Genomic DNA, 23,337 nt, shown 5'->3' on the forward strand with positions numbered 1-23,337 from the left:
GTGACCCGCACGACGCCTGCCGCATTTCGCCCCATCCCTCGCGACGCGCCGCTCGTCTCCACGAACGAAGCTTCCGGCGGGGGCATCGCCGGAAGCTCGTCGAGCGGTCAGAGGTTCAACGGCCCAGCTTCAAAAGTTGCGCTGGGCGCGCAGCAGCATGCTCACCGTGTCCTGGTCCTTGAGCTGGTAGGTCGCGGCCGGCTTGGCCGTGCTCGTGACGGCCGGAGCAATGGCCGTGCCCGAGAATTTCTGATCGAGGTGGCTGTAGGTCACGTCGGCCGAGAAGGTCAGGCCCTTGACCGGCGTCCATCGGGTGATGAGGCCGATCTGACCGAGATTGAAGTCGGGATTGCAGGTCGAGCCCGCCGTGAGCATGCCAGTGGCGGCAATGCCGGCGCAGACGAGAGCCGAGCCCGTCTGACCATACTTCACCTGGGCATAGGCGCCATACAGCGCCGTATTCCAGCGCGGATCCCAATTGTGGGTGAAGGCGCCGCGCATGCCCCAGGTCTGCACGGTCGACAGGCCCGTGCCGGTGCCGAACACCGCGTCGCCGACGCCGGCGAAGCCGATGCTCTGATAGGCGCCGGCCACGCCCGTGCTGCCGTACATCGAATAGGTCGTGTTGGCGAGGCTCTGGAAGTTGTAGCGGCTCGCGCCGTCGGTGTAGACCGCCTGCAGGTTGACGACGTCGCCCGGACCGGTGGGGATGTTCTTGATGGACAGCGCCAGTTGCGCGGCCCAGCCCCATTTGTCGGAGGGGTGACCCGAGGTCTCGGCCGCACCGTAATAGGCGGCATGATTGTCATGCGCGGCGAACGATGCCTGGAAGAGGCCCCAGGCCTGGTCGACGCGAACCATGCCGATGATGTCGGGCGCGACAGTGCCGCCGAAGGCGCTCGAGCCGTAATTGCCACCGAGCACGCCAGCCGCGGTGATGCCGGAGGTGTTCCAGATGTTGGTGGTGAAGAACTGCGTCTGGTCTTCCAGCGAGATCGCGGCGGTGATGCCCTGGCCGAAATCGGCGGTGTAGGTGAACTGGTTGACGCCGTTGTTGGAGCCGCTGCCGCCGACCAGGCCGTCGAAATTGTTGCCGGGATAATTGGTCCAGGGCGCGTCGAAGGTCGACACCGCCTTGCCCATCGTGAAGCCGGCGAACTGGATGAAGGCGTAGTAGACGCCGACGATGCCGCCCGAGATGGCGTCGCCGGTGTAGGACGTCGCGCCGGCGCCGGTGCCGCCGTAGGAGCCCGAGGTCCAGTTCAGCACGGTTTCGAAGTAGGTGCGCACCACGCCATATTCGGTCGCGGTGCGTGTATCGATGTTCAGATCCTGGCGCGAGCGAGTCTGGTAGCGATTGCTCAGGCGGTTGTCGGCGCCGGCCTGCCCCGAATAGGCGCCACCATAGTTGCTGTTGGTCCACAGCGCGGTCTCGGCACGCAGATAGCCGCCGAGCTTGATGCAGGTGTCGGTGCCGGGAATGTAGTAGAAGCCCGTGCCGTAGAGCGAGCACACCTTCACATATTCGACGGCCTTGGCCTTCAGCGGAAGATCCGCGGCCTGAGCCGCAGCGGCGGACAGTATCACTGCTCCCGTTCCGAGAAGCAGGCCCCTCAACGTCTTCATTTCCGTTTCTCCGGTTGACGGCGATGCACACGGCCCCCCGCGTGTCGCCTCTGGCTTCGCCAGATTGCCGCTCTCACACCTCTGATTCCGACGACGGCTCGATCGGCGCGACCGGCGGAATGGTTGAATGAAGTGTGCATGAGCCAATTTCGATTTGATGAATGTGCTCTGCCTTGTTCGAAGCCCACTCGATCGTCGTTAACACGCTGCTCGCACGCACCAGCATCGACGCAGTGACGCCGCGGTTTTGGCCTCGCGGTGTCGATTTGTTAATGGTGATAATCGTGAATAGGCTAGATGGGAATCCCGAACAATCCCGGGCGCTCAGCGCAAACTGCGCACGTCATTGTGCTTCCGCGGCGCCGTCGGTGACGCGCGAAGATTCTCAGGGCCACACGTGAGATATCAACGGCGGTTCGGCTCGACGTGCATCGACGCTCGGTGTGACGTCGCTGCTACCAACCCGCGTGCATCGTAATCCGCCGCGCGCGACATTGCGTCCAGCGTGACGCCGCTGCGCCAGCGCTTGACGAAGTCGAGAAAGACCTGCAGCGGCATCGGCGGTTGCCGGCGGCTCGGATGGTACAGGAACAGTCCGGGCGTCGCGTAGCGCCAGCCGGGCAGCAGCCGCATCAGCCGTCCTTCGGCCAGATGCGACTCGATCATCGGCTCGACCAGATAAGCAACGCCGATGCCGTCGAGCGCGGCATTCAGCGCGAGATCGAAGTCGTTGACGATAAGAGAGCCGTCCACGGCAATCTCGGTGCGCTCGCCGCCCTTTTCGAAGATCCAGGGCTGCAGCGTATCGTCGGCAGGGACCCGATGCCGGATGCAGTTATGGGCCTGGAGATCCTCGGGAACGGCCGGCGCGGGATGCGCCGCGAGATAGCCGGGGGCGGCAACCGCAACGAAGCTGCACTCGTCGAACACGCGGATGACCTTCATGTCGCGCTCCACCCGGTGTCCGGATCTGATGCCGGCATCAAAGCGATTGCGCACGATGTCACTGTTGGTGTCGTCGACAGCCAGTTCGATATGGATGTCCGGGTATTCGGCCAGGAACGACCTGATCAGGGGCCCGAGCCCTCTCACGGCGAACACACGCGATACGGTCAGGCGCAGGGTGCCCATCGGCTTGTCGCGGAACGCGTTGATGCTCTCGATGGCCTGGTCGACCCGTTCGAGAATCGGCTGGATCTCCGCCAGCAGGCGCTCGCCGGCCTCGGTGAGGGCCACGCTGCGCGTCGTCCGGTTGAACAGCCTGACGTCCAGCCGCTCCTCGAGGCTCTTGATGGTCTGGCTGATGGTCGGCAAGGAGCAGCCGAGATGAGCGGCCGCCTTGGTGAAGCTCAACGAATCCGCGACGGCTGCGAAAGCGGAGAGCTCGGACAGCTGAACCCGTGCCATCGCTAGGCGTACTGCGCCCGGCGTTGGTCCGCATCGTGCTGAAACATCCACATCCCCTTGATACGCCGCGTCGTGCGGCTGGGACGACTTCGCCAGCGTCGTCCCGACCGATCAGGCACATCGATCTTCCGTCAGGAAGCTGAGGCCCGGATCACCATCCCGCGGGGCAGAGCTAGGCGCGACGTGATCATTCCGCAAGCATCCAAGTGATGTCGAAACGATCACGAATCCGCGCCTGATCGCCGGATCGCCATCGCCGGATCGACTTACCTGACCAACGCAGATATTTCCTGCGCCAATCGGAATGCGGTGGCGCCACACGCGGTGGCGAACCCGCGGCAACACTCGGAACTCGCCGCCGAGCGATCGTGATGCACAGGATCGGTACGCCGTGCGAAGGTTCGGAGGTCGCTCTCAACTCGCCTTGCGCGAGCGTGCGGTGGTCCGCGCGGTCTTGTCCGACTTCTTCGGCTCCTCGGCTTTCTTCGGCTCGTCCTTGGCCTTCTTGCCGCTGATCGGCAGCAGCATCTCGCGCTGGCCTTCGACGCGCTTCTTCGGCTTCTTGGCCTTGGCCTTCGGCGCGGGGGCGGCCGCGGCGGGCGCCTTGTCACCCTCGCCGGCAAGGCTGCGCTTCAGGGCGTCCATCAGGTTGATGACGTTGCCGCTCGACTTCGGCGCGGTCTTGGCGGCGATCGTCACGCCGCTGCGCTTCTTGTTGATGAGCTCGATCAGCGCGGCCTCGTAGTGATCCTCGAAGGTCTCCGGCTGGAAGTCGGCCGATTTCTTCTCGACGATGTGCTTGGCGAGATCCAGCATGTCGCCGGTGATCTTCACATCCTGGATGTCGTCGAAATACTCGTCCTCGCTGCGCACCTCGTAGGGGTAGCGCAGCAGCGTTCCCATCAGGCCCTTGCCGAGCGGCTCCAGCGCGATGATGTGCTCGCGGTTGGTCAGCACGACACGGCCGATCGCGACCTTGTCCATGCTGCGGATGGTCTCGCGAATGACCGCGAAGGCATCATGGCCGACCTTGCCGTCGGGCACGAGGTAATAGGGGCGGATCAGATAGCGGCTGTCGATGTCGGTGCGCGGCACGAACTCGTCGATCTCGATCGTGTGCGTCGATTCCAGCGCGATGTCGTCGAGCTCGTCCTTGGTGACCTCGATGTAGGTGTCGATGTCGACCTTGTAGCCCTTGACGATGTCGTCGCTGGCGACCTCCTCGCCGGTCTCGGCATCGACCCTGCTGTATTTGATGCGGTGGCCGGTCTTGCGGTTGATCTGGTTGAAGGAGACCTTCTCGGACTCGGACGTCGCCGGATAGAGCGCGACCGGACAGGTCACGAGCGACAGGCGCAGAAAACCCTTCCAATTGGCGCGCGGGGCCATTCCTCAACTCCACTCAACTGCAAACTGACGGGCGTGCTCCCCCGGGACCGGGCTGCTGCGGACATAGTTGTCGGTAGCTGCCGCGAGGATAACACCGCAGGCCCCGGATTCAACAAGCGTAGCTGCAGATTCTGAGAGCGGCGTTAACTGGTCGCAGCCGTGTCCGTCCCGGAACATCATCTGGCGGTCGACGTTGCCAACGGGAGCAACTGAGGGAGCGCGATACCGCGCTCGATATCGAACAGCAGCGAGCTGAGGGCGCCATGGCAACAAGACGAGGGTCGCAGATCGTCGAAACTCCAACCGAAGCGCGGCAGGGCGAGCCCGGCCCGTCGGTCCTGGCGATGCTGGCCATCTCCACGGGGCTGGCACTGCTGGTCCTGGGCCTCGTGTGGTTCGTGTTCTTCCACACCTGAGAGGCACATCGCGAGGTCGGCCGGCTGCGTGACGCCGCGGCCGACGCCCTTCGCCTGGTCACGAAATCCAGCCCGGCCATTCCCATGGCCGGGCTTTTCATCGTGGTGTCCCGGAGCTTATATCCGCCCCAATTCTGTCGGCCGCCTGCCGGCGGTCCCGATCGAGATGACCAAAAAGTAACCTGGTCGCTCGGGTTCCGTTCATGCACGGTTCACGGCCTTCCGGTTCATCTTGAGGGCGGAAATCGTGCAGTTCAGCTTTGGAGGCAAGCGTGCGTCTGCTCGTTGTCGAGGACGATCCGGATCTCAACCGTCAGCTCACCACGGCCCTGAGCGACGCCGGCTACGTCGTGGACCGTGCGTTCGATGGGGAGGAAGGGCACTATCTGGGCGACAGCGAGCCCTATGACGCTGTCGTGCTGGATATCGGCCTGCCCAAGATGGACGGCATCTCGGTGCTGGAGGCGTGGCGGCGCAATGGCCGGGCGATGCCGGTCCTGATTCTCACCGCGCGCGACCGCTGGAGCGACAAGGTCCAGGGCTTCGACGCCGGCGCCGACGACTACGTTGCCAAGCCCTTCCACCTCGAAGAGGTGCTGGCGCGCATCCGCGCGTTGCTGCGCCGCTCGGCCGGCCACGCCCAGAGCGAGCTGACCTGCGGGCCGGTCACCCTGGACACCCGCACCGGCAAGGTCAGCGTGTCGGGCAACCCCGTCAAGATGACCTCACATGAATACCGCCTGCTGTCCTATCTGATGCATCATTCCGGCCGCGTCGTCTCGCGCAGCGAGCTGGTCGAGCATCTCTACGACCAGGACTTCGACCGCGACTCGAACACCATCGAGGTGTTCGTCGGCCGCATCAGGAAGAAGCTCGACTGCGACGTCATCCAGACCGTGCGCGGCCTCGGCTATCTGCTGACCCCGCCGCCGGCCGCAGGCGCCTGATCCGTTTCCGGAGCCAGCCATTCGCGGTGGCCGGGCGCCGGCCGTTTCGCTAGTTTGCGGTCATGCGCCAGAGCTCACTTGCCACCCGGTTGTTCCTGTCCGCGACCGCGTGGCTCGTGGTCATTCTCGCCATCACCGGCATCGTGCTGTCCTCGGTGTATCGCAACGCGACCGAGCGCGCCTTCGATCGCCGGCTCAATCTCTATCTGCGCACCCTGATCGCCGAGGTCGCCACCCCCGACGATCCGCCGGACCGCCAATTCCAGTCATTGGGCGAGCCATTGTTCGAGCTGCCGCTGTCCGGCTGGTACTGGCAGATCACCCGTACCGACGCCGAGAAGCCGGAGGTACGGGCCTCGCGCTCGCTGTGGGACAAGAAGCTGCCCAAGCTGGAGGAGCAGGGGATCGAGCTGACGGCGGCCGGGATCCGGATCGGCTATGTCGAGGGGCCGGAGAACCAGGACCTGCGCATGGTCGAGCGCCCGGTGGATCTCGGCTCCGACGGCAAGTTCCTGGTCGGCGTCGCAGGCGATGCCTCGGAGATCTTCGACGAGACCCGCAGTTTCGACTACTACCTCGGCGGCACCTTCACCGCGCTCGGGATCGTGCTGCTGCTCACGACCATCTTCCAGGTCCGCTATGGCCTCGCGCCGCTGAAACGCATCTCCGAATCGATCGCCGACATCCGGTCCGGGCGCGCCGAGCGGCTGGAAGGGGAGTTCCCGGTGGAGATCGCGCCGCTGGCCCGCGAGACCAATGCCCTGATCGATGCCAATCGCGAGATCGTCGAGCGGGCGCGCACGCATGTCGGCAATCTCGCCCATGCCATCAAGACGCCGCTCTCGGTCATCGTGAATGAAGCGGCGACCCATGCGGCGGACCCGTTCGCGGCCAAGGTGATGGAGCAGGCGGACGTCATGCGCGACCAGGTCGCCCACCACCTCGAGCGGGCGCGGATCGCCGCGCGCGTCACCATCGTGTCCACCGTGACGGAGGTGGCGCCGGCCATCGAGGCGCTGCGCCGCACCATGGAAAAGATCTACCGCGACCGCGGCATCGTGGTCGCGGCGACCGCCGATCCCGCGGCGAGGTTTCGTGGCGAGCGCCAGGATCTGGAGGAGATGGTCGGCAATCTGGTCGACAATGCCTGCAAATGGGCGACCTCGCGGGTCTCGGTCGAGCTCACCGTGGAGCCGCCGGCCCAGTCCGGGGCCTCGCCGATGCTGCGGATCGTGGTCGATGACGATGGCCGTGGCCTCTCGGCCGCCGAGCGTGCCCAGGTGCTGCGGCGCGGCCAGCGGCTGGACGAATCCAAGCCGGGGTCGGGGCTCGGGCTGTCGATCGTCACCGATCTGGCCGCGCTCTATGGCGGCCGATTGACCCTGGGCGATGCCCCGACCGGGGGCCTGCGGGCGGAGCTGAGATTGCCCGGCGTTTGACGGGGCGGCGAATTTCGCCATCCTAAAGGTGTTCTTAATACCGCGGACCGTATGGTCCGGGCAGGGGTGCGCGATGTGCGCTCTCGCCGTGGAAATTTGCACGCCGGCGCATGGGTCAGACAGCTCACGAGCGGTTAAGGGAATATCTCGGGCAGCTGCCGCCGAACGCGCAGTCGCTCCTGATGCGCGAATTCGAGCGCGCCATCGAGCGTGGCCAGGACGTCGCCGTGGCGACCCTGGTGCTCGAGCAGTTGCGCAAGGTGGTGCGGCCCGTCGCGCCGCCGGCTCCCGCTCCAACATTGGATCCCGTGCGTCCCCAACCCGCCATCGAGGTCGCTCGTCCGCCGGCCCGCGAGGAGCGCCGCCAGAGTGGCGATGGCCCGCGTCGGCTGTTCCGGCCGCTCGACCCGTTCCTCACCGATTCCACCGGTCCTCTCCGTCCCGGCCAGATCCGCCGTGCCTCGCTGTTGCCGGTCTGGCAGTGGCTCGGCCGCGAAGGCGCGCCGGAGCGCTACGCCGAATTCGAGGCCGCGATGTCGGTCGCCGGCGACAGTTCGCGCGAGGTCGAGATGGCCGCACGCAAGCTGCAGCGCGCCGCCGCCGAGGCGCTGATGAACCTCGTCGGCCCCAACGCGACCGGCGACCGCCAGCGCGCGCTCGCCCGCATCGGCGCACCCAGCGTGATCGAGGATCTGCTGCCGATCGGGCTGGTGCTGCAGAATCGCGAGGCGCTCGACGGCCTCAACGGCCGGCTGCCCGGCATCATCCGCGTGCTCGGCGATTCGCAGATTGCCTCCGTCACCGAAGCCATCAACGTGCCGTCACTGCAGACGCCCTCGATGCTGCCGTTCGCACTGTCGCTGGTGATGCAGCGGCTCGCCGCGCCCTGGCAGATCATCCGGCTCGCCACCAAGATCGCGGCATCGGACGATGAGATCCGCGTGGCGGCGACCCCGTTCGGCGTCGCCGTCACCATCGCGCTCAACGATCTCGCCGGCCTCGCCTCGGTGCTGCGCGCCGACATCCGGCGCGGTCATTTCTCCAATCTCGGCGATACGCTGAAGACGCTGCATGACGGCGTTCGCGGCCTGCGCACCGAGCTCGACCTGCGCTCGGAATCGAACTGGGGCAAGCAGCTCACCGCGATCCGCGCCGACATCTCCAATGCCCTGCAATCGGAGATCGACAGCGTGCCGGGCCGCGTCCGCCGCATCCTGCGCCAGCGCGCCGACAAGGACATTCCGGCCGGCGCCGGCGTCGACGGCGGCGAGGTCGAGGAGGTGGCGGCGCTGATCGAGTTCGTCGCGGTCTGCCGCAACTATGCCAGCGAGCTCGCGATCAACGAGGTGACGCTGCGGACCTATTCCGATCTGCAGCAATATGTCGAGAAGGCCACCGAAGCGCTGGTGCAGTCGCTGCGCTCGGGCGACGCGCGGGCGCGCGCCTATCGGCAGTCGCAGGTGTCGGCGGCGATCCGCTTCTGTCACGTCCTGTTCGGCAACGACTACGCCCAATTGATGAGCAGGGCGGCCGAGAACGCGATGAACGGCGAGCGAAAATCCTCGCGCGCCGGTTGAGATTTTCTGCTAGTCTGTCCACGTTTTGATTTTTGCAATTTCAGGTTGACCCCGCCCCGGGGCCACGCATAGGTTCCCGCAGGTTCCATCCGTTTTCATCAAGACCATGATTTCCGTCATCAACTTCGTCGAGGTCGAGAACCGCGTCGTGCGCGCGACCTATCGCAACCTCATGATCAAGGCCAAGGTCGTGCTCGTCGACAAGACGAGCGGGGCGCCACTCCCCGATCCCGTCACCACCATCGCCTCTCCGGTCCCGGTCGGGTCGCTGCGGATCAGGCTCACCGACCATGTCCGGCCGGGGACCTATTTCCTGGTGGCCCTGAACGGGCACGGCAGCTATCTCGCCAAGAGCGCCGAGTTCGAGGTCCCCTAATTACGTAATTGTCCTGAGTTTTTCGGCTCGGACGGCTGGGCTACCACGGCGGCAAATGTGAATTGCCGCCGGGAACGGTGCTGGTTAAAAGCGGCGCGAGGCGCGCCTGCCGGTAGGCGCTGACTGGAACCCTGTCCGATGACTCTCTGGTTCGTGTTCGCCGTGATGACGGCCGCGGCGATCTTCGCCGTCCTGCTGCCGCTCGGGCTGGGCGCGCGGGCCGCGTCGGACGGGCGCGAGGTCGCCGTCTACAAGGACCAGCTGGCGGAGATCGAGCGCGACGTCGAAACCGGGCTGATCGGCAAGGTCGAGGCGGAAGCCGCGCGGGTCGAGATCAGCCGCCGCCTTCTGGCCGCGGCCGACCAGGAGGACGAGGCTGCGGTGAAGCCGAGCCTCGGTCTGCGCCGCGCGTCGGCGGTGCTGGCGCTGATCGGCGTGCCGATCGTGGCGCTCGCGGTCTACCTCCCGCTCGGCTCGCCGCAACTGCCGGATTTCCCGCTCACCGCCCGCGCGGCGCCCAACGGGACGCAGCCGCTGGAAACGCTGGTGGCGCAGGTCGAGCAGCACCTGCAGAAGAACCCGACCGACGGCCGCGGCTGGACCGTGCTCGCCCCGGTGCTGGCGCGGCTCGGCCGCACCGATGACGCGATTCGGGCCTATCGCAACATGATCACCTACGCCGGCGACGGTGCGGCCAAGCGCGCCGATCTCGGCGAGATGATCACCGCGGCCGCCGGCGGCGTCGTCACCGCCGAGGCCAAGGCGGAGTTCGAGCGCGCCCATGCGCTCGAGGCCGACGAGCCGAAGTCGAACTACTATCTCGGCCTCTCTGCCGAGCAGGACGGCCGCAAGGACGAGGCGGGCGCGATCTGGCGGGCGATGCTGGGCAAGGCGCCCGCGGATGCGCCATGGCGGCCGCTGGTGACGGCGGCGCTGGCCCGCGTCGGCGGCGGCGAGGTGCCGGCGCTGCCGAGCGAGACGATCGCCGCGGCCAAGGACATGAGCGCAGGCGATCGCGAGACGATGATCCGCGGCATGGTCGACCGGCTGGCGGCGCGGCTGAAGCAGAATGGCGACGACGTCGAGGGCTGGCTGCGCCTGGTGCGCGCCTATGTCGTGATGGGCGATCTCGACAAGGCCAAGGGGGCGCTGTCGGAGGCGCGGCAGGCGGTGTCCGGCGATGCCGAGCGGTTGCGGCAGCTCAACGAGGGTGTGAAGACTTTCGGCTTGGATGGATGAGCGGCGCTTCCGCCGCCAACGGGATCAAGGGATGACACGCAAGCAGAGGCGTTTGACGATCATCGGCGGGGCGCTGTTCGTGCTCGCGGTCGCGGCCGGGCTGGTGCTGAATGCGCTGCGCGACTCCATCGTGTTCTTCTCGACACCGACCATGGTGGCGGAAAAGCATATCGGCCCGGGCAAGCGCTTCCGGCTCGGCGGCCTGGTGCAGCCGGGCTCGCTGAAGAAGGGCGACGATCTCGCCGTGACGTTCGAAGTGGCCGATGGCGGCGCCAAGCTGCCGGTCGCCTACAAGGGCATTCTGCCGGATCTGTTCCGCGAAGGGCAGGGCGTCGTCGCCGAGGGCGCGCTCGATGCCGCCGGCGTGTTCAAGGCCGACACCGTGCTCGCCAAGCATGACGAGACCTACATGCCGAAGGAAGTCGCCGATGCCCTGAAGAAGCAGGGCCATTGGAAGGACGATTACGGCAAACCCGGCGCGGCGGCCAAGCCAGCCGGCGCAGCCACGCCAGCCGGCGCAGCCACGCCAAGCCCGGTGTCGATGCGCGAAGGCGCCGAGAAGACGGCTGCAGGAGCGACGCAGTGATTGCAGAGAGCGGACATTATGCCCTGGTGCTGGCGCTCGCGCTGGCGCTGATCCAGTCCACCGTGCCGATGCTCGGCGCGCATCAACGTGACGTCGCGCTGATGAATGTCGGCCGCTCGGCGGCGCTGGCGCAATTGCTGTTCGCCGGTCTCTCCTTCATCGCGCTGGTCACCCTGCACGTGACCTCGGACTTCTCGGTCGCCAACGTGTTCGAGAACTCGCACTCGATGAAGCCGCTGCTTTACAAGATCACCGGCGTCTGGGGCAACCACGAAGGCTCGATGCTGCTGTGGGTGTCGATCCTGGCGCTGTTCGGCGCCATGGTCGCGATGTTCGGCAACAACCTGCCGCTGTCCTTGCGCGCCCGCGTGCTCGCGGTGCAGGCCTGGGTGGCGACCGCGTTCTATCTGTTCATCCTGACCACGTCGAATCCGTTCGCCCGCCTCGCCAACCCGCCGATCGAGGGCCGCGACCTCAATCCCGTCTTGCAGGACATCGGCCTCGCGGTGCACCCGCCGATGCTCTATCTCGGCTATGTCGGCTTCTCGATCTCGTTCTCGTTCGCGATCGCGGCCCTGCTCGAAGGCCGCATCGATGCCGCCTGGGCGCGCTGGGTGCGGCCGTGGACCCTGATGGCCTGGATCTTCCTGACGCTCGGCATCGCCATGGGCTCGTACTGGGCCTATTACGAGCTCGGCTGGGGCGGCTGGTGGTTCTGGGACCCGGTCGAGAACGCCTCGCTGATGCCCTGGCTCGCCGGCACCGCGCTGCTGCACTCCGCCGTCGTCATGGAGAAGCGCAACGCGCTCAAGGTCTGGACCATCCTGCTGTCGATCCTGACCTTCTCGCTGTCGCTGCTCGGCACCTTCCTGGTGCGCTCCGGCGTCATCACCTCGGTCCATGCCTTCGCCAGCGATCCGACCCGCGGCGTGTTCATCCTCGGCATCCTCGTGCTGTTCATCGGCGGCAGCCTCACGCTGTTCGCCGGCCGCGCCACCGCGCTGAAGCAGGGCGGGCTGTTCGCGCCGATCTCGCGCGAGGGCGCGCTGGTCTTGAACAACCTGCTGCTCACCGTGTCCTGCGCCACCGTGCTGTTCGGCACGCTGTACCCGGTGATCATGGAGGCGCTCGACTTCAAGCTCTCGGTCGGCGCGCCGTTCTACAACATCACCTTCGGCCCCTTGTTCGCGCTGCTCTTGCTGATGGTGCCGTTCGGCCCGATGCTGGCGTGGAAGCGCGGCGACCTCGTCGCGGCGACGCAGCGGCTGCTCGCGGCCGGCGTCACCGCGCTGGTGGCGATCGCCATCGTCTGGGCCTGGGCGCGCGGCGGCAGCGCGCTGGCGCCTGTTGGCATCGGCCTCGGCGTGTTCGTCATCACCGGCTCGGTCGTCGATCTGGTCGAGCGCAGCGGCGTGGCGCGCGTGCCGTTCAAGACCGCGCTGCACCGGACCCGCGGCCTGCCGCGCTCGGTGTGGGGCACCGCCTTCGCGCATGCCGGCCTCGGCGTCGCGCTGCTCGGCATCGTCTGCGAGACCACCTGGAACAGCGAGCTGATCTCGACCTTGCGTCCCGGCGACGTCCGCAATCTCGCCGGCTACCAGATCAAGTTCGACGGCATGAGCCAGCGCCAGGGCCCGAACTTCAGCGAGGTCGTCAGCACCTTCGTCATCAGCCAGGACGGCCGGCAGCTCGCGGTGATGACGCCGAGCAAGCGCAGCTTCGCCACCCGCGGCATGTCGACGACGGAAGCCGCGCTGATGACCCGCGGCGTCAGCCAGCTCTACGTCTCGCTCGGCGACGCCACGGCCGACGGCGGGCTGGCCGTGCGCATCTATCACAAGCCGCTGGTGCTGCTGATCTGGTTCGGTCCGGTGCTGATGGCGTTCGGGGGCCTGCTGTCGCTGTCCGACCGGCGCCTGCGCGTCGGCGCCCCGCGGCCGGCGCGTGCGGCGCGCGCGCTGCAGCCGGCGGAGTAGGGCGGATGCGACGCAGTCTCAGCCTCCTCGCGCTCGCGCTGCTGCTGTTGAGCTCGCCGGTGGCGCATGCGGTGCAGCCCGACGAGGTCATGGCCGACACGGCCAAGGAGCAGCGCGCCCGCGCGCTGTCGCGCGAGCTGCGCTGCATGGTCTGCCAGAACCAGTCGATCGACGATTCCGATGCGCCGCTGGCGCGCGACCTGCGCCTCCTGGTGCGCGAGCGGCTCGCCGCCGGTGACAGTGACAATCAGGTGCTGGATTTCCTGGTCGCGCGCTACGGCCAGTTCGTGCTGCTGAAGCCGCGCTTCGAGCGCCAGACCCTGCTGCTGTGGCTGCTGCCGCCGGTGCTGCTGCTCGGCGGCGGCCTGGCGCTGTGGTGGCAGGTGCGCCGTCGCGGGCAGCGCGGCCCGGAGGCCACGCCGAAGCTGACCGCGGAGGAGGAGGCGCGCCTCGCCGCGCTGATGGCCGCCGAGCAGCAGCCGCCGGCGACATGATGATCCGCTAACGCCACGATCCCCTGCCAGTTAGTTACTCCGTCATGCCCGGGCTTGACCCGGGCATCCATGTGGATCCCAGAGTGCCGGACGACGTGGATGGCCGGGTCAAGCCCGGCCATGACGACGGAGAGAGGCGGGCTGAAAGCGCGTGGTGCGAAGGCCGGCTGTCGCGAGTAAGAAGCGAGCGCAGCAAATGGGAACGCGCCGTGGATCCGCAAAACCCCGTGCTTTCCCGTGCTCCGCGCCTACCCGCGCTTTCAGCTTATTTTACCTTTGTCTGGAAGGGTGCGCAGCACATTCCGTCTGACGCGTCCGGGCAAGGTCCATGTTCTCCAACAGTCATCTGACGATCCGCTTCCTCGTGGGAGGCGTCGTCGCCTCTCTCCTCATGCTCCTGGCGATCGGCGGCGGCACCGGCTTCATCGCGGTGCTCTATCTCAACAACCAGATCACCAGCCTGTCGTCGGACTTCGCCAATCTCAGCGGTCCCGCCCGTGACCATGCGATGCTGATCTATCAGCAGGCGCAGTCGGCGTTCTCCTATTTCCTGATGGCCTGCGTCGCCATCGCCGTGTTCGCCAGCGCCGTCTGCCTGATGACCTATGCCGCCGTGCAGAACGGCATCCTGCGCCCGCTCGCCGCGATGGTCTCGGCGATGCGCGACGTCGCCGACCAGAAATACGACACGCGCATTCCCGGCCTCGGCCTCAGCAACGAGATCGGCCAGCTCGCCGGCGCGCTCGAGGTGTTCAAGACCAACGGCATCGAGCGCCAGCGCCTGACGGAGCGCGAGCTGCAGGAGGCGCAGCGCCAGGGCGAGCGCTCGCGCTTCCTCGACGGCCGCATCCATTCCTTCAACGACCTCGTCGCATCCGTCGTCGGCAGCGTGGCATCGTCGGCCATCCGGCTGAAGAGCAATGCCGAGACCCTGTCGCGCGCCGCCAACGACACCTCGGCCAAGGCCAATGCGGTCGAGGCCGCCGCCAACCACGCCAATCGCAGCGTCCAGACCGTGGCCGGCTCGACCGAGGAGATGACGAGCTCGATCGGCACCATCAGCCGCCGCGTCTCCGACGCCACCCAGCGCGCCGAGGGCGCGGCCTCGCAGGCCGAGAAGAGCAAGAACACCATCCACGCGCTGTCGGACGCCGCCGAGAAGATCGGCGCCGTCGTCCAGCTCGTGCAGGCGATCGCCTCGCAGACCAATCTGCTGGCGCTCAACGCCACCATCGAGGCCGCCCGCGCCGGCGAGGCCGGCCGGGGCTTCTCGGTGGTCGCCTCGGAGGTGAAGAACCTCGCCAACCAGACCAGCAAGGCGACCGACGAGATCTCCGCCCACGTCGCCAGCATCCAGGGCATCACCGCCGAGACCCGCGGCGCCATCGACGGCATCTCGACCACGCTGTCGGAGATCAGCGCCATCATGTCCGGCATCGAGGTCGACACCTCGCAGCAGCGCACCGCCACCCAGGACATCTCCAGGAGCGTGCAGGAAGCCGCCCGCGGCACCCTCGACGTCTCCAACCACATCGCCCAGATCAGCTCCACCTCGGCCGAAACCGGCCGCCTCGCCTCGGAGGCCCGCGACGCCGCCGGCGACCTCTCGCAGCAGGCAGAGACGCTGAAGCGCGAGGTCGATGCATTCATCATCAGCGTGAAAGCGAGCTGAGGGCAGGCGCACCGCCTGGGGCGCCAGTTGTATTTCTCCGCTGTCATGGCGTGCGTTGTGAGCCCACCTCTCTCTCCCGTCATGGCCGGGCTTGACCCGGCCATCCACGCCGGTCCGTCTGCGCATGGGATGGATGCGCGGGTCAAGCCCGCGCATGACGACCGGGTGAGTTGAGCGCACCTGCGTCCGCCGCGAGCTGAGTGCACCGGACGGCACGCATTCGGACTGCGTAGCTCGGCGACAAACGATGCCCCGTCCCCGCGGCTCCGTCTAACCCGCTATTAGTAAATACCGCCCATCGTGCATACAGCACAGCTGTGAGTCGCCAGCCAGGCGGCCGCTGCTGCGGGGCAGGCGCGTGGCGACGTCGGTTCGCCCGCCTGCCGCTCTTGGGGGAGCGGACGAGGACATGATGAGCTTGAAGATCAGGGGGCGTCTCTACGCCGGCTTTGCGGCGCTCATCGTCGCCGGCGCCGTGATGGCGGCGGTGGCGACGTGGAATCTGTGGGCGGTGCGCGACCAGGTCGCGAGCATGTCGGCGCTGTCGGACGCGACCGCGCGCATCCTGCAGATATCCAACCATTTGCAGGCGATCCAGCGCGCCAATTTGCGCTACATCCACGACGCCAACGAGCCGGCGCTCAAGGAGGCGGCCGAGCGCGAGGCGGCGGCGACGGCGCTGCTGCAGGCGGCCACCGCCGGTCGGCTGTCGGCGGAGCAGCGCAAGCTCTACGGCGATCTCACCAGCGAGATCGCGCAGATGAAGACCCAGCGCGATGCACTCAGCGACGCCGTCAAGCAGGTGAAGTCCGGCCGCGCCGCGCTGCTGCCGGGCGGCGAGGACCTCGCCGCCAAGGCCGCCAAGCTGTCGATCGCGGCACGCATCTCCAAGGAGCCGGAGGTGATGACCGCGGTCGCGGACATCGACGCCCGCCTGCAGCTCGTCCGCATCGCGACCTGGCGCTTCCTGGCGCTGCGCGACGCCAAGTCGGCGTCCGCCTTCCGCGCCGGCGTCGACAATGTCGAGCAGCGGCTCGCCACGCTGGAGGGCGCGTCGCCGCCGGCGGGCGTGCTGGCCGCGATCGCTCCGGTGAAGGCCTCGCTGGCGCTCAACAAGACTGCGTTCGAGGCCACCGCCGCCGCGGCGCTGAAGTCCGAGGACATCTACGCCAACGCGATCGAGCCGCTGATCGCCAGGAGCATCGACACGCTCAAGGCCGCCGAGACCGCCGTGAATGCCGACTATCACGCCTCGCGCACGTCGGCCGAGGGCGCCATCGCCAGCACGATCTCGCTGCAGATGCTGGTCGGCGCCGCCGCCATCCTGTTCGGCTGCCTCGTCGCGGTCCTGATCGCGCGCAGCATCGTTGGCCCGCTGGCGTCGATGACGCGGGCGATGGGACGGCTCGCGAGCGGCGACGCAGCCGTCGAGATCCCCGGCCGCGGCTCCCGTGACGAGATCGGCGCCATGGCGACGGCGATCCAGGTGTTCAAGGACAACATGGCCGAGACCGAGCGGCTGCGCGCCGAGCACAGCGATGCCGAGGCGCGCCGCGAGCACGACCGCAAGGCCGACATGGCGAAGCTCGCCCGTCAGTTTGAGCAGGCGGTCGGCGAGATCGTCGATGCGGTGTCGCACGCCTCGAGCGAGCTCGAAGCCTCCGCCGGCACGCTCACCAGCACCGCCGCGCGCGGCCAGGATTTGTCGACCGAGGTCGCCGCCGCCTCGCAGGAGGCCTCGTCCAACGTGCAGACGGTGGCCTCCGCCGCCGAGGAGCTGTCGTCGTCGGTCAGCGAGATCTCCCGCCAGGTGCAGGAATCCGCGCGCATCGCCAGCGAAGCCGTGGCGCAGGCCAACCGCACCAATGAGCGCGTCGGCACCCTGTCGAAGGCCGCCACCCGCATTGGCGACGTGCTCGAGCTGATCTCGAGCATCGCCGGCCAGACCAACCTTCTGGCGCTCAACGCCACCATCGAGGCGGCGCGCGCCGGCGAGGCCGGCCGCGGCTTCGCGGTGGTCGCCGCCGAGGTCAAGGCGCTGGCCGAGCAGACCGCGAAGGCCACCGGCGAGATCGCCCAGCAGGTCTCCGGCATCCAGGCCGCCACCGAGGAGTCGGTCGGCTCGATCAAGGAGATCGGCAGCACCATCGGCCGCCTGTCGGAAATTTCCGCGGCTGTCTCCGCCGCTGTGGAAGAGCAGGGCGCCGCGACGCAGGAGATCTCCCGCAACGTCCAGCACGCCGCCAACGGCACCCAGCGCGTCTCCCGCAACATCGACGACGTGCAGCGGGGGGCGTCGGAGACGGGGTCGGCGTCGTCGCAGGTGCTGGCGGCGGCGAGGTCGCTATCGGCGGAGAGCGGACGGCTGAAGCGCGAGGTGAGTCGGTTTTTGGGATCGCTGCAGGCGGCGTGAGGCAGGGCTCTCGCATTTCGACGATCGAAGTGGTGCGCTCATCCGTCTCCACATCGTCATGGCCGGGCCTGTCCCGGCCATCCACGTCGTACAACGCGCTGAGAACGACGTGGATGCCCGGGACAAGCCCGGGCATGACGGAGTAACTAACTGCTAGGCCCGTAAAGTGGATGAGAGCAGCGCAATCCGCCTATCCGCGAAGCCGAAGTTTATTGGCGCTCCCTAGGGGAAGGTGCGGGCAGAACCTCGGAGCATTGAAAAACAAAGGCAAATCAGCTTCACCGCAGCCATACCGCTACCACGAAATGCTACCACCGCACAACACTCGATCAGGGCCGGGTGATAGGGGCACTGCCCAGCTTAAGCATCGGCAGAAATGGGCCGTATGACGTCCTGAAGCCGACTCGGTGTACACTGCCCTGGATGGCGGGGAGCCGCCCCGCAACATGGAGTGAAGCCGGAATGGCCAATGATCCGTTTAAGGGCATGCGCGTTGTCGGTGATAGTGCTCACCCAAAAGCTGCAGCCCCGGTCACCAGAACCTCCAATCCGAAACCTGGCGCTACGGTGCAGCCGAAGGCCCCTTTGGCCCCGACCGAAACCGGTCAAAAACCCCCACCGGCCAAGAACGATTAGGCTTGCGTAGATAGCGCACCGTAATGCGTTTGATGCGCGGAGCGGGCACGTAGGTTATTCGGTCACCGTAGGCTGGATCACGAAGCGTTGGCTGGGTCTTGTTGGTCCCGTCCGCTTCGGTGATGTCGGTCACATAGAGGGCGATATCTCCGTTCGGCCCAAGCTGAAAGGGGCCAAAGGGTGCGCGGGTAAAGTCAACCGCGCTCTGACAACTCAACCAAGAACCGTCATCCAACTGCACGGCCACCTGCGTCACATAACACTTCGTGTTCTCGCTGAGGGTAGCGAGCGCAGACGGATCATCATTCGCCCAAGTGATGTTGGCTGCCCTGAGCGACCATCCTACAAAAGGCCTTCCTAGCTTCCTCCAGAGAGCCCCTGAGACGACCGTCACAGCGAAGGCTAGCCCGCTTGCCTGTACAGGCTCAAAGCCTCTCTTGGCGGCCAGCGTAAGGACTCCGGTCGCAACTAGACTGAAGACCAACGAAATGAAGGCAACATCAACAGCCTTTTGGCGGTCCCGCAATCCCGTATAGGCCAAAACGTAGGCTGCATATCCGCTCGCGAGAGGGACCTGCAAGTCCCAGGGGAGTTTCAGAATATCTTCCGCACTCATTGAGCGGGCCTCAGTCGCGCTGCCCCAGCTCGCGCTTAGCCACTTCTATCGCATCCCAAGAGGACTGAGCCTCACGGCTGCTCACGGTATGGAAATGGGTACCGCCATCGCGCTCGTAACTCACCCGCCACTCGTAGTGATCCGGGTCACCACCGATGTACTGAGCTCCAATTCCCGCACCGATGACTTTGGTGCCCATCACGGTCTCCTCTGCTAGTCGCAGCAGGCTATATGATTCGCTTGCGCCCCACACCAGTTGACGTTGTATATCACGGCCGGTCGGGCTGAGCATCGAGAAAACCTGCGAACATCGCAGCGTTGCGGTCTCGCCGTTCCCGCTGCTCGTTTTCGACCTTTTTCAACACATCGAAGAACGATTCTCTTGGAGTATAGTGCTCAGGCCTCTCCGGTGGCGGAATGTTGTATTGGCGGCAAAGAGCGTCGATCAATTCGAGAGCCTTTAGCCCCAGCTTCGACCAGTGCTCCCGGCGATACGCGTAGTATTCGGCGTAATATGGTGGGTCCGAGAAATCGGCGGTGGCAGCCAAACCCTCTTTGATGCTGTCGAGCCTGTTCGGCATTGAGAGCACTTCGTACATCAGGCCACGAGGAAGGGACTTGTAGTCGCCGTCCATGGGGAAAGTGAGCGTCGGGTCGGGCAGGGTGTTCTCAGTGACGCCCTCGATTACATCGAGCGGATCGTGAACGGCATTGTAGCAAGCATTCACGAGGGCATCGAAGACGAGCACCAGACGCATTGCCAGGTATTCGGCATCCTTCCGCCTCTTAGACGCGGCAAAGCGCGCCTCCTTGAGCCAAGCCATCAAGGTGGCCGCGAGTTGACCGATCACCGCTATAGCTCCGCCCAGCGCGACTTTCCCGACATCAGACTTCAGAAATTCTAGCATCCCCTTCCCCTCAGCGCTTGAAATGGCCGATCACCTTAAACTAGCCTCCCTTTGACAACCCACATACCTCCCGCCACCGCGAGCAAGAGGCCCAAGGAGTAAGCCACGCTAAGACCCAACTTACTGCCTGTGTTCCTAACTATGGTGATCCAATAGTCCGCAATCTCGGCGTCTACCTTGTCCTTAAACTCTGTCACTGCTGCCTGCAGCACGTCGTCCTTGAGGTGACCGCTGTTGCAAAGCGCGGCTTCCTTCCATACCCCGCGTTCGGTCTGCACCTTGTCGTCTATAAAGCCACAATGCTGCGAATAGAGCCGCGCGTCGATTGCAGAGAGCGGCGATCCGACGTCAACGCCCCGCGCCATTAGCAACTTGTTGATCCGGGGGCTGGCTCCGAATAGAACCGCGAGAGGCCCCGAAACTAATAGGCTGCGGTGGTACGGTGAGGACAGATCGAAAGGCTTGCCGCTGCGCTTAAGGGCCCATGTGTCCGGCGACACGGTGACGTAGTATTCCTGCGGCGGGAGATACCATGGTGAAGTGCTCCAAGCCCACCACACGCCCGCAATGACCGCTAGGCCCAACGTGAGAACGCTCAGCCTACCGAGGACGCTTTGCGCCAATTGATACTTTCGCATGCCCCGCCCGGCCTTCCTTGTACAGATCGTACCACGAGCCTGCACACACGGAGGGTACTAGCAGAGCCATGCAAAACGGAATCCCTGCGATTCCGATATGCGGGTTGTCTAAAATCAATATGGTAGCATGGGAATTGGACAGATAGCATCGAGCTCCGAAGAAGGCCTCCCGTCGGCCAATCACCCGCCTTTCAGAAATCCGTCAAAAACTTCCGAAAATCAAAAATCCTCTTGCCTCCCACCCCAAATCACCCGTATCCTCCGCCCGTTCCGTTCCACCGAGGGGGCGTATCGCGATCGTCACGGACGTCGGGATGGAATGCGATGGACGCGGGCTGCCGCAGCGGGGTTTTGCCTCGCCGACGAAACGGCGGACTGCGGACAGGAAATCGTGTGGTCCTGGCCTCCCGGTGCTGAGGCCAAGCCGGCGGGGATGATCCGCCGGCGACGGGGTCAATGAGCCGGTCCCCGGGGAGATCACGTATAAGCGTTAACACCATCGCACAGGGAGGGCCGGGCGTGTTCGGCCAGACCTGTGGTACCTGCCGCCTGCATTTTTTGACGCAGGCGGGCCACGGGCGCGGCCAGCGCCCGGCCTTCCCTGTGCCCTCGCTGCGAGGGTGCGAGTTCAAGGGCATAGCTCGGGCGCGGGATGCGTCGCGAGGATGTGGAGGCACGACGCGCGGTTCGTTTTCTCCACAAGCTATTTGATCGTGTGGATCAGGATAGTTGCTCCGGGCGTCATTGCGAGCGCACCGGACGGGTAGGGCGGATGAGCGAAAGCGTCATCCGCCGGGGGCTGGCTCCAGTGCGGGCGGATGTGCGGCGGCTGGATCGGGGGGGCTGTTGGAAAGGCGGCGGGTTACGCCTGCGGCTAACCCGCCCTACGAGGGTTACGACTTTGGTCGGACCGGCCGAAATGATGGCCGCGACGGGGCGGTCGGGACGTTGGCAAGTTATTGGGCGTAAACGTCTTTTCGTCCGCGCTCCACCATCCGCGCCATTCCGCCGCAGTCTGTGTGTCCATCCATTACAGAAGTTTAACGCCGCAGCCAGCACGCCGTAAGGCGGCAAGTCCCATCTTCACTGGCGAACGGGGCGCACAGCCCGGGACACACGTTTAGACCTTGACCAAAATCACTTGCGGAGAAAACCGTATGACCGATCGTCCGACCGACCTGTCCTCGCTTCCATCCTATCGCCAGTCCCGGCGCGGGCTGTTCTCGGCGCGCAAGTTCGCGCTGATGGCCTCCGTGGTCGCGGGCCTCGGTGTCGCCGCCTATGGCCTGTCGCCGCAGGGGGCGCCGCTCGACCTGTTCTCGACCTCGGCGCATGCGCAGGTCGCCAACGAGGTCAGCAAGGTCGCGCGCCCGATCGGCTTTGCCGACATCGTGGAGCGGGTGAAGCCGTCGGTGATTTCGGTCAAGGTCAACATCGCCGAGAAGGTCGCCAAGGACGACAGCGACGAGGATCTGCCGTTCCAGCCGGGCTCGCCGATGGAGCGCTTCTTCCGCCGCTTCGGCGGTGAGAACGGCATTCCCGGCATGCCGGGCCGCGGCGGCCGTGGTGGCGGTCGCGCCGTGACCGGGCAGGGCTCCGGCTTCTTCATCTCCGCCGACGGCTATGCCGTGACCAACAACCACGTGGTCGACAGCGCCAACAAGGTCGAGGTGACGACCGACGACGGCAAGACCTACAGCGCCAAGGTGATCGGTACCGACCCGCGCACGGATCTGGCGCTGATCAAGGTCGAGGGCGGCTCGAACTTCTCGTTCGCCAAGCTTGCCGACGGCAAGCCGCGTATCGGCGACTGGGTGCTGGCGGTCGGCAATCCCTTCGGCCTCGGCGGCACGGTGACGGCCGGCATCGTCTCGGCGGTCGGCCGCGACATCGGCAACGGCCCGTATGACGATTTCATCCAGATCGACGCGCCCGTGAACAAGGGCAATTCCGGCGGTCCGGCGTTCGATGTCGACGGCAATGTCGTCGGCGTCAACACCGCGATCTACTCGCCGTCCGGCGGCAGCGTCGGCATCGCGTTCTCGATCCCCGCCTCGACGGTGAAGAGCGTGGTGGCGCAGCTCAAGGACAACGGCTCGGTCAGCCGCGGCTGGATCGGCGTGCAGATCCAGCCGGTGACGCAGGACATCGCCGACAGCCTCGGCATGAAGAAGGCCGAGGGCGCGCTGGTCGCCGAGCCGCAGGCCAACGGCCCGGCGGCGAAGGCGGGCATCCAGTCCGGCGACGTCATCACCGCTGTGAACGGCGAGCCGGTGAAGGACGCGCGTGAGCTCGCCCGCACCATCGGCGGCATCGCGCCGGGCGCCTCGGTCAAGCTCAACGTCCTGCACAAGGGCGAGGACAAGACCATCAACCTGACGCTCGGCAAGCTGCCGAACACCATCGAGGCCAAGGCGGACACCGGCGGCGACAATGCGAGCCCGACCCGCGGCGCCGACGTGCCGAAGCTCGGCATGACGGTGGCGCCCGCGTCGAGCGTCGCCGGCGCCGGCAAGGAAGGCGTCGTCGTCACCGAGGTCGATCCGAAGAGCGCCGCTGCCGATCGCGGCTTCAAGGAAGGCGACGTCATCCTCGAAGTGGCCGGCAAGTCGGTGACCTCGGCCGGTGACGTGCGCGAGGCCATCAACGCCGCCAAGGCCGACAACAAGAACAGCGTGCTGATGCGTGTGAAGAGCGGCGGCCAGTCGCGCTTCGTCGCGGTGCCGCTGGCCAAGGGCTAAGGGAGGGCCAAGGCTCTCACGAGAAGGCCCTCACGAGATGGGAGACCGCCGGCATGTGCCCCCGCACCGGCGGCTCTTCCTGGGGGCGGGCTTCAAGTTCCGCTCCCGCAAACCTTCCGTTGGATAATGCCCCCCTCCGTCGGAAGGAACTCGGGCGGTGAGGTCCCCCAGCCTCACCGCCCACTTTGCTGCCGATCAACCCCGGGCCCATGCCGCCTTGCACGGAAACGGCGGCCGGTCC

General features: G+C 66.3%; 19 protein-coding genes. 12 read left to right on the forward strand and 7 right to left on the reverse strand.

What is annotated here, in order from left to right; genetic code table 11:
• Positions 1 to 129: 129 nt before the first annotated feature.
• From ACQR1D_RS10180 to ACQR1D_RS10190, 3 genes are all read right to left on the reverse strand, one after another.
• On the reverse strand, positions 130 to 1,626 hold the full coding sequence (locus tag ACQR1D_RS10180) for a porin (protein ID WP_315804193.1): 1,497 nt from the start codon (positions 1,624 to 1,626) through the stop codon (positions 130 to 132).
• 405 nt (positions 1,627 to 2,031) lie between these two features.
• Entirely contained in the window at positions 2,032 to 3,033 is a 1,002-nt protein-coding gene (locus ACQR1D_RS10185) for a LysR family transcriptional regulator (RefSeq protein ID WP_315804192.1), read from the reverse strand.
• 414 nt (positions 3,034 to 3,447) lie between these two features.
• Complete coding sequence (locus ACQR1D_RS10190) at positions 3,448 to 4,422, reverse strand: Ku protein (RefSeq protein ID WP_434893812.1); 975 nt, start codon at positions 4,420 to 4,422, stop codon at positions 3,448 to 3,450.
• A gap of 263 nt (positions 4,423 to 4,685) precedes the next feature.
• Between ACQR1D_RS10190 and ACQR1D_RS10195 the strand changes: the two genes are divergently transcribed.
• The 11 genes from ACQR1D_RS10195 (at position 4,686) to ACQR1D_RS10245 (ending at position 17,557) form a co-directional block, all read left to right on the forward strand.
• Positions 4,686 to 4,838: a hypothetical protein gene (locus ACQR1D_RS10195; RefSeq protein WP_009027687.1), complete on the forward strand. Its 153-nt coding sequence runs from the start codon at positions 4,686 to 4,688 to the stop codon at positions 4,836 to 4,838.
• Positions 4,839 to 5,110: 272 nt separating this feature from the next.
• A complete protein-coding gene (locus ACQR1D_RS10200) occupies positions 5,111 to 5,785 on the forward strand; it encodes a response regulator transcription factor (protein ID WP_006614547.1) in 675 nt (224 codons plus the stop codon).
• Positions 5,786 to 5,847: 62 nt separating this feature from the next.
• Positions 5,848 to 7,224, forward strand: a complete 1,377-nt coding sequence (locus ACQR1D_RS10205; RefSeq protein ID WP_316182603.1) for a sensor histidine kinase — start codon at positions 5,848 to 5,850, stop codon at positions 7,222 to 7,224.
• 110 nt (positions 7,225 to 7,334) lie between these two features.
• The gene (locus ACQR1D_RS10210; RefSeq protein ID WP_315804189.1) at positions 7,335 to 8,801 is read left to right on the forward strand and encodes a hypothetical protein; all 1,467 of its coding nucleotides are present in this window, start codon (positions 7,335 to 7,337) and stop codon (positions 8,799 to 8,801) included.
• Positions 8,802 to 8,907: 106 nt separating this feature from the next.
• Positions 8,908 to 9,177 carry a hypothetical protein gene (locus tag ACQR1D_RS10215; RefSeq protein ID WP_315804188.1) on the forward strand — a complete coding sequence of 90 codons (270 nt, stop codon included), beginning with the start codon at positions 8,908 to 8,910 and terminating at the stop codon, positions 9,175 to 9,177.
• Between the two features lie 138 nt (positions 9,178 to 9,315).
• Complete coding sequence (ccmI, locus tag ACQR1D_RS10220) at positions 9,316 to 10,416, forward strand: c-type cytochrome biogenesis protein CcmI (RefSeq protein WP_316218079.1); 1,101 nt, start codon at positions 9,316 to 9,318, stop codon at positions 10,414 to 10,416.
• Between the two features lie 31 nt (positions 10,417 to 10,447).
• Complete coding sequence (gene ccmE, locus ACQR1D_RS10225; protein WP_316182607.1) at positions 10,448 to 11,002, forward strand: cytochrome c maturation protein CcmE; 555 nt, start codon at positions 10,448 to 10,450, stop codon at positions 11,000 to 11,002.
• A complete protein-coding gene (locus ACQR1D_RS10230) occupies positions 10,999 to 12,978 on the forward strand; it encodes a heme lyase CcmF/NrfE family subunit (protein ID WP_434893811.1) in 1,980 nt (659 codons plus the stop codon). Before ccmE ends, ACQR1D_RS10230 begins: the two co-directional genes overlap by 4 nt.
• 5 nt (positions 12,979 to 12,983) lie before the next feature.
• On the forward strand, positions 12,984 to 13,472 hold the full coding sequence (locus ACQR1D_RS10235) for a cytochrome c-type biogenesis protein (protein ID WP_434881090.1): 489 nt from the start codon (positions 12,984 to 12,986) through the stop codon (positions 13,470 to 13,472).
• A gap of 328 nt (positions 13,473 to 13,800) precedes the next feature.
• On the forward strand, positions 13,801 to 15,144 hold the full coding sequence (locus tag ACQR1D_RS10240; protein ID WP_434893810.1) for a methyl-accepting chemotaxis protein: 1,344 nt from the start codon (positions 13,801 to 13,803) through the stop codon (positions 15,142 to 15,144).
• Between the two features lie 409 nt (positions 15,145 to 15,553).
• Complete coding sequence (locus ACQR1D_RS10245) at positions 15,554 to 17,557, forward strand: methyl-accepting chemotaxis protein (RefSeq protein WP_434893809.1); 2,004 nt, start codon at positions 15,554 to 15,556, stop codon at positions 17,555 to 17,557.
• 562 nt (positions 17,558 to 18,119) lie between these two features.
• On the opposite strand, the gene ACQR1D_RS10250 is transcribed toward ACQR1D_RS10245, so the two are convergent.
• The 4 genes from ACQR1D_RS10250 to ACQR1D_RS10265 form a co-directional block, all read right to left on the reverse strand.
• The gene (locus ACQR1D_RS10250) at positions 18,120 to 18,809 is read right to left on the reverse strand and encodes a hypothetical protein (protein WP_434837922.1); all 690 of its coding nucleotides are present in this window, start codon (positions 18,807 to 18,809) and stop codon (positions 18,120 to 18,122) included.
• Between the two features lie 10 nt (positions 18,810 to 18,819).
• Positions 18,820 to 19,008 carry a hypothetical protein gene (locus ACQR1D_RS10255; RefSeq protein WP_434837923.1) on the reverse strand — a complete coding sequence of 63 codons (189 nt, stop codon included), beginning with the start codon at positions 19,006 to 19,008 and terminating at the stop codon, positions 18,820 to 18,822.
• A gap of 70 nt (positions 19,009 to 19,078) precedes the next feature.
• On the reverse strand, positions 19,079 to 19,717 hold the full coding sequence (locus ACQR1D_RS10260; RefSeq protein ID WP_434837924.1) for a hypothetical protein: 639 nt from the start codon (positions 19,715 to 19,717) through the stop codon (positions 19,079 to 19,081).
• A gap of 35 nt (positions 19,718 to 19,752) precedes the next feature.
• The gene (locus ACQR1D_RS10265; protein ID WP_434837925.1) at positions 19,753 to 20,355 is read right to left on the reverse strand and encodes a hypothetical protein; all 603 of its coding nucleotides are present in this window, start codon (positions 20,353 to 20,355) and stop codon (positions 19,753 to 19,755) included.
• Between the two features lie 1,157 nt (positions 20,356 to 21,512).
• On the opposite strand from ACQR1D_RS10265, the gene ACQR1D_RS10270 reads away from it, so the two are divergent.
• Positions 21,513 to 23,096, forward strand: coding sequence for a Do family serine endopeptidase (locus ACQR1D_RS10270; protein WP_434837926.1), 1,584 nt, complete (start codon positions 21,513 to 21,515; stop codon positions 23,094 to 23,096).
• Positions 23,097 to 23,337: the final 241 nt, after the last annotated feature.

Origin of the sequence: Bradyrhizobium sp. HKCCYLRH2047, assembly GCF_051168175.1 — a bacterium.
In the GTDB taxonomy this organism is placed as follows: Bacteria; Pseudomonadota; Alphaproteobacteria; order Rhizobiales; family Xanthobacteraceae; genus Bradyrhizobium.

Coding starts and splice junctions, on each gene's coding strand:
- ACQR1D_RS10180 (WP_315804193.1), bottom strand. CDS start 1,626: ATGAAGACGTTGAGGGGCCTGCTTCTCGGAACGGGAGCAGTGATACTG.
- ACQR1D_RS10185 (WP_315804192.1), bottom strand. CDS start 3,033: ATGGCACGGGTTCAGCTGTCCGAGCTCTCCGCTTTCGCAGCCGTCGCG.
- ACQR1D_RS10190 (WP_434893812.1), bottom strand. CDS start 4,422: ATGGCCCCGCGCGCCAATTGGAAGGGTTTTCTGCGCCTGTCGCTCGTG.
- ACQR1D_RS10195 (WP_009027687.1), top strand. CDS start 4,686: ATGGCAACAAGACGAGGGTCGCAGATCGTCGAAACTCCAACCGAAGCG.
- ACQR1D_RS10205 (WP_316182603.1), top strand. CDS start 5,848: ATGCGCCAGAGCTCACTTGCCACCCGGTTGTTCCTGTCCGCGACCGCG.
- ACQR1D_RS10210 (WP_315804189.1), top strand. CDS start 7,335: ATGGGTCAGACAGCTCACGAGCGGTTAAGGGAATATCTCGGGCAGCTG.
- ACQR1D_RS10215 (WP_315804188.1), top strand. CDS start 8,908: ATGATTTCCGTCATCAACTTCGTCGAGGTCGAGAACCGCGTCGTGCGC.
- ccmI (WP_316218079.1), top strand. CDS start 9,316: ATGACTCTCTGGTTCGTGTTCGCCGTGATGACGGCCGCGGCGATCTTC.
- ccmE (WP_316182607.1), top strand. CDS start 10,448: ATGACACGCAAGCAGAGGCGTTTGACGATCATCGGCGGGGCGCTGTTC.
- ACQR1D_RS10235 (WP_434881090.1), top strand. CDS start 12,984: ATGCGACGCAGTCTCAGCCTCCTCGCGCTCGCGCTGCTGCTGTTGAGC.
- ACQR1D_RS10240 (WP_434893810.1), top strand. CDS start 13,801: ATGTTCTCCAACAGTCATCTGACGATCCGCTTCCTCGTGGGAGGCGTC.
- ACQR1D_RS10245 (WP_434893809.1), top strand. CDS start 15,554: ATGATGAGCTTGAAGATCAGGGGGCGTCTCTACGCCGGCTTTGCGGCG.
- ACQR1D_RS10250 (WP_434837922.1), bottom strand. CDS start 18,809: ATGAGTGCGGAAGATATTCTGAAACTCCCCTGGGACTTGCAGGTCCCT.
- ACQR1D_RS10255 (WP_434837923.1), bottom strand. CDS start 19,008: ATGGGCACCAAAGTCATCGGTGCGGGAATTGGAGCTCAGTACATCGGT.
- ACQR1D_RS10260 (WP_434837924.1), bottom strand. CDS start 19,717: ATGCTAGAATTTCTGAAGTCTGATGTCGGGAAAGTCGCGCTGGGCGGA.
- ACQR1D_RS10265 (WP_434837925.1), bottom strand. CDS start 20,355: ATGCGAAAGTATCAATTGGCGCAAAGCGTCCTCGGTAGGCTGAGCGTT.
- ACQR1D_RS10270 (WP_434837926.1), top strand. CDS start 21,513: ATGACCGATCGTCCGACCGACCTGTCCTCGCTTCCATCCTATCGCCAG.